Source organism: Thalassolituus sp. (assembly GCF_034111725.1).
Taxonomy (GTDB): Bacteria; Pseudomonadota; Gammaproteobacteria; order Pseudomonadales; family Oceanobacteraceae; genus Thalassolituus.
This window is the reverse complement of record NZ_JAWUWR010000035.1, coordinates 1-7,497: the sequence shown is the minus strand read 5'-3', so window position 1 is coordinate 7,497 and position 7,497 is coordinate 1. Positions and strand designations below refer to the sequence as shown.

Sequence of the window (7,497 nt, the reverse complement as noted above, 5' to 3'; positions counted from 1 at the left end):
GTTAGTTAACGTGGAACCACTCTCCGTTAAGCGTTTTAAAAACGTGGTACGTCAAGCCTATGATTATTCTTGCGGTTCTGCTGCATTAACAACTTTATTGGATTACTACCTGGGTAGAAACTTCCAGGAACGTCAGGTAATGGAAGGTTTGCTGCGCTTCGGCGAAACCGAACGTATCATCCAACGTCGTGGCTTTTCCTTGCTGGATATGAAACGTTTAGTGACGGCCTTAGGGCACCCTTCGGGCGGTTTTAAAGCTGAAGAGGAGGATCTGGTTGCTTTAGATCACCCAGCGATCGCACCGATCCACTATGCAGGTTTTAAGCACTTTATTGTTATTCGTGCTGTCTATGAAGGGCGTGTTTATGTGGCAGATCCAGCGTTAGGGAATATAAGTTTTACGTTGCCGAGATTTCTCGAAATTTGGGATAACAACGTCCTTTTTATAGTGTTTCCGAACGGCCACAAACCAGCAACCGGTCTAGAGTTGCACGAAGAAGATATGCGTTTTGTTTCTGATTATATTATTGCGGAAAATACCTTCCGTGAATTCCCAGACTTCCAGATTCGTAGCGAGCATACGATTAACAACCAAATTTACGCGATGAAGGACAACGCTCAGACGAGTTTTGGCCCTAAGTTAGATGCTGACGGTAAGGCAGTTAGAAATGAGGACGGAAATATCGTCTACGAGGTTCTCGTAGAAACGAAGGCTGATGGTGCCGATCCGGATGACTTCAATACATATGTTGCCACTGATCGCTCAGATGTAATTGAGAAGCACCTTCGCTTCCGTAGAAAATAATAACGATAAAGAATTAAGGAATTTCCATGTTGATTCGTACCAAAATAATTTCGATCCCCTTATTGTTGGCATTTGCCGGCGTAGTTGTTGCTGATGAAGCAGCTGATATGGATAAGGCTCGTGAAGCCCTAACCAAGCAAGATAATGATGCTGACACCGAAAAAGCACTTGAGCAGGTTTTTGAGGCAGCAGAAAAAAATTATTCGATGTTGAAGCGAGGCGGTATTTCCGTTAACTACAACTTTGATTACAGCTATTATGGCGATCAGCGTATTGATTTAACGATCACGCCAAATGTTAATAGCGAAGGCCAGGTCACAGGCGACTCTACCATTAGTAGTGCGAACGTTAGTCCTGTCGCCAGTCATACCATGACTAACTCCTTTTCGTTGGATTATGGTTTGATGAATAACGTCACAATTGGTGGTCGCCTACCACTGATTGCAAAATTTGAAACAGAGGATGAGCTGACAGCCTATGGCGTTGGAGATCTTTCAGGCACCGTACGTTGGCAGCCGTTTGAATACGTCCCAGGCAAAATTAGTCAGACATATTTTGCGTCATTACGCTTGCCGACTGGCGATAGTCCGTATGAAATCGACGAGACTAAGAGTTTGCCGACGGGGTCGGGTACTTGGGGCTTGAGTGGTGGCGTCAGTGCTTCTAAAGTTCTCGATCCTGTGGTTTTGTTCGGTTCGTTAAGCTACGGCTACACATTGCCGTTGACTGATCTTAATCAACGTCGCGGAAGCTCTATTCTTCGTGAAGTGCACTCAGGTAGTAGCTTGTCTTTCTCTATGGGCTTTGCTTATTCGTTGTCGTATGACGTATCGTTGAGCGCGTCATTCCAAGGATCGTTTAACGATCAATCGCGTTTTGAATTATACGATACATCTACAGGCTCAACTGTGAGTTCAGTATCGGGTAGTCAAATGAGCGGTATTATGAATTTTGCCTTAGGTGTTCGGGTGTCTCCAAAAACAATTGCCAACGTAAACGTTGGCTTTGGTATGACAGAGTTGTCACCTGATATTCTACTTGGCTTATCTCTACCGATTGATGTTGAGGGTATTAAACCTTCTGCTGGTAACTAACCAGTCATGGCTAATAAAACTATAAAAATGACAAGGTTATGGCGACACAATATGCGAATTTTACTGTTGGTGGCATTGTTAGTACCGAGTCTCGCGAAAGCCGAGCTCGTACAAAACCTGTTTATTGATACCAAGGCAATGTCGTTGGGTAACGCAGTGACTGCTGATCCAACTGGTATCATGGATATACACTTCAACCCTGCCGGTTTGACGAAGCTTGAAGGGCGTCAGGTTCAGGTACAGTTGCAGGGCGTTATGTTGCGTTCTGAGGCATCTTTTGCACTGCCTGATGGTTACGATGAAGGTGAATCTGGTCTTTTGCCTATTCACGAAGATCCAGTTTTGAATGAAGGAAATAGTCATTCTAACGTGGCAATTTATTTGCCTGGTTATGGCTTGGTAGGCATTCCACTGCCTATATTAGCGTTGCCAAGTGCGGGGATTTCGATTAACCCACCGGGTTCTAAATTCACCTTCGCAAACGCTGTTTATATGCCGATGGCGGCAGGTTTCTCTAAGGCTGATGATGACCCTGGTCGTTATCAGGCTAAAACGATTGCGCTGCAGCGTTTAACGTATTTATCGCCATCGTTTGGCTATAAAGTAACGGATGAGTTTTCTGTAGGCGCAGGTCTGTTGTTTTCGCATCAGGCGGTTGCACTTGAACAAGATATTCGCGCACCTAACATTCTTGTCGGCGTGCTTGAGGAACTTCAAGATGCATTTGCGTGCTTTGACGAAAATGGGGAACTTACGGGTAACGATCCTTTAGCGCCATTGTTGACGCTTTGTGGTGGTGACGTTGGCCCATTCGATGATGTTGGTGTATTGAAAATCAACACAACTGAGAGTCTTTCTCCTTCATTTAACCTCGGTTTGTTGTGGGAGCCGAACGGCTGGTTCAAGTTTGGCGTAGGTTATCAAAGCGAGGCGACTAGCCAGCTGAAGGGTGACTACGAGCTTGAATATACTGATGAGTTTGCAGACTTTTTTCGAAACTTTCGATCTTCAATTATTGGTGCAATTGGTGGCGCGATTTTCTCGCTACCTACGGGGAACAAGCTTGAGCGCGGTTTCGTTACGACTGAACTGACGTACCCTCAGCACTTTCAGGCTGGTGTGGCCTTTCAGTATTTTGATGTTTTCCACCTTAACTTAGACTTGGGTTGGACTGACTATGATAAGTGGGATGAGCTTTACTTCGAATTTGACCGTGATGTGAGCTTTTTGTCGACAGCAAGAACTTTGTCTCCTGACTTAGTTACTGCATCGACATTAACTATGCCGCTGAACTTTAAAAGTGTATGGAACTACAAAATAGGTGCATCTTGGGATCTTAACTCACGTATTCAATTGCGGGCTGGCTTGGAGCCGCGTAAGAGTTCTATTCCTGATGACTCTCGTAGTTTGCAGGCGCCTATTGGTTTTGCGCGATTGTACAGTGTGGGCTTAGGTTATCAGTGGGACTTGGATACTGTTGTAGACTTGTCTTTGAGCTTTATGAAGTCGATACAGCATATTCGTGCTGATCCGCAAAATGCTGAAAATTTTGATGATTATCCTAATTCAAGTAATTCACTTAACCGGAACTGTTTAACATGTGTTGTGACCAACCCGTATCCAGGTCTGGATATCGACACCAAGCTAAACATTGGCGCCGCTGGTGTCAGCTTCCGCACCAAGTTCTAATCGTACTGGCTGTTTTTTTCTCATCTTCGGCACTTGCCGAAGATGAGTATTACACTTGGGTTGATGCGGAAGGTCGTATCCATAACAGTGTTGTCCCCAAAAACACTTCGGCTGAAAACTCTAGCGCGAAGCAAGGTCTCCCTGCGCCTGTTGTAGGCGGAGATATTCCCAAGTTGCCCGGCGATGATACCCAGTATTTGTCGGAAGGCGAACTCAAAACCCAGCAAAAACAAGATTTAGAAGACAAGCCACCTTTTTATATTTGGGTTGATGAGGCAGGTATTATTCATACCGAGATGCATCCCGAGGGTTTGGAGGAAGAGGAGGCGGTCCAGAGATTCACCGAGAGCCACGATCATATTTTTGCACCGCCATTTCGTTTAAATGCCGAGGTGAAAGATGGTGCTTGCTGCAATATGTATGAGCAAGCTTTTATTGATGCGCTGACACCCTTCAAATCTCGCATGTATCCCGATCCAGATTTACTTATGCCGTTTGCATTAAAACAGGGTGATCGCCCGGCTTGGTATGTGCGCATAGGCAAGGCAGGCAAGAAAACTTCCGGTCAGCGTTTTCTAGTCTTGCGCGTTCGGGGGGAGCCGGTAGGGGCGGCTATTATTGCTCTGAATAGTAATCTGAAGCCACTCTACTTCGACAATAGATTGGGCTTGCATCAATATCCGGAAAATTGGCACAGTGTTGCTTATCAGGAGACTCGCATCTTACTCGAAGATTCTGAAGTAGCAGCCATAATCGTATACCTAGAGGGTGCTACAACAAAAACCATGTCTTTAGAAGTTAAGTGGGCCGATGGAACATCACCCGATTAATATCCGTACCGCAGTCGCGGATATTCATGCCTCATTGCTGCAATACCCTCATGAATCTAAGAGAAGCCGCCGTTTAGTTTTGCTGCACGGTGCTGGTGTTGCAGGCGAACTAACTTGGACTTTCATTGCTAACTACCTCACTGAATGGGATGAAGTTCTAATTCCTGATTTACCCGGTATGGGTGCTAGCGCATTTATTGGGCACAAACCGTGGCCAGTGATTGCTGATTATGTCGAAGCAATTCGAGAGCTGTTAATTGCGCTCGATTGGGATTGTTTTGACATCGCGGGGTATAGTTTTGGCGGTCTGGTTACAGCTGATTTGCTCGGTGATTTTACTATTGGGCATTGTTTTTTAATCGAACCGGCGATGCTTTTTTCGGGAGATGCTGTTGAGCTACGGCAGCGTGGCGAGGAGTATATTCGCGTCGCGGAGCATATTGCAGCAGACCCAGATGACAGTGTTCCCTTTTTTGAATTTCTAGACTTAGTATCACCTCATCGTTTAAAACGCGGTCGTGCAGACGAAATTACAGTGCAGCGTTTGATGGGTGAGTCGCAAGGGTTTGCTCAGGCGTTGCATGCCGTTAGCGATGCTTTGCTGCGCGGTGCTGGTATTTTTACTCGCTGGAAACCGAAAGTGTCGGGTGCCAGTTTCGTCGGTGAATTGAGCTATGCATCGATGCATGGTCGGCATCGTATATTGGCCGAGCATGCCGGTGATTGGTTATATCATTCGGTTCCAAATGCCGATCATAGTCTTGTGTTTATGAAGCCGCGCTGGATTGCGCGGCACATGAATGAGCGAGTTAACTCTGAAGGCGGCGCTGCAGGCCAGCCAGAGCCATAATTCGTGTCGAAATTTCTTCAATAGATTTATCGGTAGTGCTAATCGATTGAATCTGTTCGCGTTGATATAGCAGCTCAACCTCGTCCACTTCGTGATAACATTGTTTCAACGACGCGTAGCGGCTGTTAGCTCGTCTTTCATTACGAATTGCAGATAGTCTATCGGGATCAATGGTTAAGCCAAATAACTTATGTTTATGCATTTGTAAAAATGCCGGCAAAGATAAGTCAGCCATATCATCCTCAGTGAGAGGGTAGTTGGCGGCTTTTATACCAAACTGCATCGCCAAGTAGAGGCAGGTTGGTGTTTTTCCTGACCGAGAGACCCCGATTAAAATGATGTCGGCTTCCTCATAATGTCGAGTCTTAGCGCCATCATCGTTATCGAGCGCAAAGTTGACTGCGTCGATTCGACTGAGATAATTAGCCGAATCCGTCGGTGAGTGTGATTTACCCACGGTATAGCACGAGTCGACGTTAAGTTCGCGCTCTAACGGAGCTAAAAACGCTGCAAATATGTCAACTTTGAATGCATCAGCGGTGTCGATAATTGCACGAATGTTTTTATCGACGATAGTGTCGAACACGATCGCAGATGACTCAGTGTCTTTTGCCGCTTGATTTATTTTAGCGACAGCGGCCTCGGCCTTTTCAACAGAGTCGATGTAAGGCAAAGTGACGCGTTCAAATTGTATTTTATCAAACTGTGAAAGCAGGCTGTTGCCAAGAGTTTCAGCAGTGATACCGGTACCGTCGGAAATAAAGTAGGCGTATCGCTTCATATGGAAATTTATCTGGTGTGCACTTAGTATTACGCAGTCGCCACTATAGGCGATTAGCCCCCACGTTAAAAGGCAGAGGAGAAACGCGTTGACCGATTACGTACTCAGGTTCGATCAGGTTTCCATTGGCGATGTTGAACGAGTGGGTGGCAAGAATGCCTCTCTCGGGGAAATGATCAGTAATCTCACCAACGCCGGAGTATCGGTTCCGAACGGATTCGCCACGACCGCGGATGCCTATCGAGAGTTTTTAAACCACGAAGGTCTTGACGGTCGTATTGCGCAGGCGCTTACAGGTTTGGATGTTAATGACATTCGAGCGCTTACTTCGACGGGCGGACAAATACGCCAATGGATTCACGAAGCGCCATTACCTCCAGCGTTAGAAGCAGCGGTTCGTAAAGCGCTGATTGATCTGCAAGAAGGCAATGAAACGGTGGCCTTAGCGGTTCGTTCTTCGGCTACAGCGGAAGATTTACCTGATGCATCATTTGCTGGTCAGCAAGAAACACACTTGAACATTGTCGGTGTTGAGAACGTTCTCCACGCAATTCGTGATGTTTTTGCTTCGCTATTCAATGATCGCGCGATTGCTTATCGCGAGCATCAGGGTTTCGATCATCATAAAGTCGCATTATCCGCGGGCATTCAACGTATGGTACGCAGTGAGACAGCATCCAGCGGTGTTATGTTTACTCTTGATACCGAATCTGGCTTCGATCAAGTCGTGTTTGTCACCTCGTCCTATGGCTTAGGTGAAACCGTCGTGCAAGGGGCTGTTAACCCCGATGAATTCTACGTTCACAAAGCGAACCTTGATGCCGGTCGTCCAGCGATATTGCGCCGTAACTTAGGCGGTAAGGCGATTAAAATGGTTTATGGCGCGGATGCATCGGTCGGCAATTCGGTTGAGACTCAGCGCGTCGACCGTGAATTACGCCAAGTTTTCTCGGTAACGGATATTGAAGTTGAAACACTCGCTAAACAGGCGATGATCATCGAACGCCATTATGGCCGTCCAATGGATATCGAATGGGCAAAAGATGGTGATGATGGTCAATTGTATATCGTCCAAGCTCGTCCAGAAACAGTCAAAAGTCGTGCCAGCAAAACCGTTATGGAACGCTACTTGTTGAAAGAAACGGGTAATGTCTTGGCTGAAGGTCGAAGTATTGGGCATCGTATTGGTAAGGGGCGTGTTCGTGTAGTACGTAGCGTTGATGACATGGATATGGTTCAAGACGGTGAAGTTCTAGTGGCTGATATGACGGACCCTGATTGGGAGCCCGTAATGAAGCGCTCAGCGGCTATTGTTACTAACCGTGGTGGACGTACTTGTCACGCAGCGATTATCGCCCGCGAACTCGGCATCCCGGCAGTGGTTGGTTGCGAAGATGCGACTGAAAAGCTCAAAGATGGCGATGAAGTAACAGTATCTTGTGCAGAAG

At 46.5% G+C, this 7,497-nt stretch carries 7 protein-coding genes; 6 read left to right on the top strand and 1 reads right to left on the bottom strand.

Annotation, left to right across the window (positions count from 1 at the left end; genetic code table 11):
- The 5 genes from UXZ23_RS05105 to UXZ23_RS05085 form a co-directional block, all read left to right on the top strand.
- A partial coding sequence (locus UXZ23_RS05105) for a C39 family peptidase (RefSeq protein WP_320819555.1) occupies positions 1–805 on the top strand: 805 nt, incomplete at its 5' end.
- Positions 806–831: 26 nt separating this feature from the next.
- Positions 832–1,899: a transporter gene (locus UXZ23_RS05100; protein ID WP_320819554.1), complete on the top strand. Its 1,068-nt coding sequence runs from the start codon at positions 832–834 to the stop codon at positions 1,897–1,899.
- A 51-nt stretch (positions 1,900–1,950) separates the two neighbouring features.
- A complete protein-coding gene (locus tag UXZ23_RS05095; protein WP_320819553.1) occupies positions 1,951–3,588 on the top strand; it encodes an OmpP1/FadL family transporter in 1,638 nt (545 codons plus the stop codon).
- Positions 3,498–4,418: a DUF4124 domain-containing protein gene (locus UXZ23_RS05090; protein ID WP_320819552.1), complete on the top strand. Its 921-nt coding sequence runs from the start codon at positions 3,498–3,500 to the stop codon at positions 4,416–4,418. The genes UXZ23_RS05095 and UXZ23_RS05090 overlap by 91 nt, the downstream gene beginning before the upstream one ends.
- The gene (locus UXZ23_RS05085) at positions 4,399–5,268 is read left to right on the top strand and encodes an alpha/beta hydrolase (RefSeq protein ID WP_320819551.1); all 870 of its coding nucleotides are present in this window, start codon (positions 4,399–4,401) and stop codon (positions 5,266–5,268) included. Before UXZ23_RS05090 ends, UXZ23_RS05085 begins: the two co-directional genes overlap by 20 nt.
- Here UXZ23_RS05085 and UXZ23_RS05080 read toward each other — a convergent pair.
- Positions 5,228–6,049 carry a pyruvate, water dikinase regulatory protein gene (locus UXZ23_RS05080; protein ID WP_320819550.1) on the bottom strand — a complete coding sequence of 274 codons (822 nt, stop codon included), beginning with the start codon at positions 6,047–6,049 and terminating at the stop codon, positions 5,228–5,230. The genes UXZ23_RS05085 and UXZ23_RS05080 overlap by 41 nt on opposite strands.
- An 88-nt stretch (positions 6,050–6,137) precedes the next feature.
- Between UXZ23_RS05080 and ppsA the strand changes: the two genes are divergently transcribed.
- Positions 6,138–7,497: phosphoenolpyruvate synthase (ppsA, locus tag UXZ23_RS05075; protein ID WP_320819549.1), on the top strand; the 1,360-nt coding region annotated here is incomplete at its 3' end.

Excerpts from the sequence above, each read along its gene's own strand:
- UXZ23_RS05080 (WP_320819550.1), bottom strand. The coding sequence starts at position 6,049 with ATGAAGCGATACGCCTACTTTATTTCCGACGGTACCGGTATCACTGCT.
- UXZ23_RS05085 (WP_320819551.1), top strand. The coding sequence starts at position 4,399 with ATGGAACATCACCCGATTAATATCCGTACCGCAGTCGCGGATATTCAT.
- UXZ23_RS05095 (WP_320819553.1), top strand. The coding sequence starts at position 1,951 with ATGCGAATTTTACTGTTGGTGGCATTGTTAGTACCGAGTCTCGCGAAA.
- UXZ23_RS05100 (WP_320819554.1), top strand. The coding sequence starts at position 832 with ATGTTGATTCGTACCAAAATAATTTCGATCCCCTTATTGTTGGCATTT.
- UXZ23_RS05090 (WP_320819552.1), top strand. The coding sequence starts at position 3,498 with ATGTGTTGTGACCAACCCGTATCCAGGTCTGGATATCGACACCAAGCT.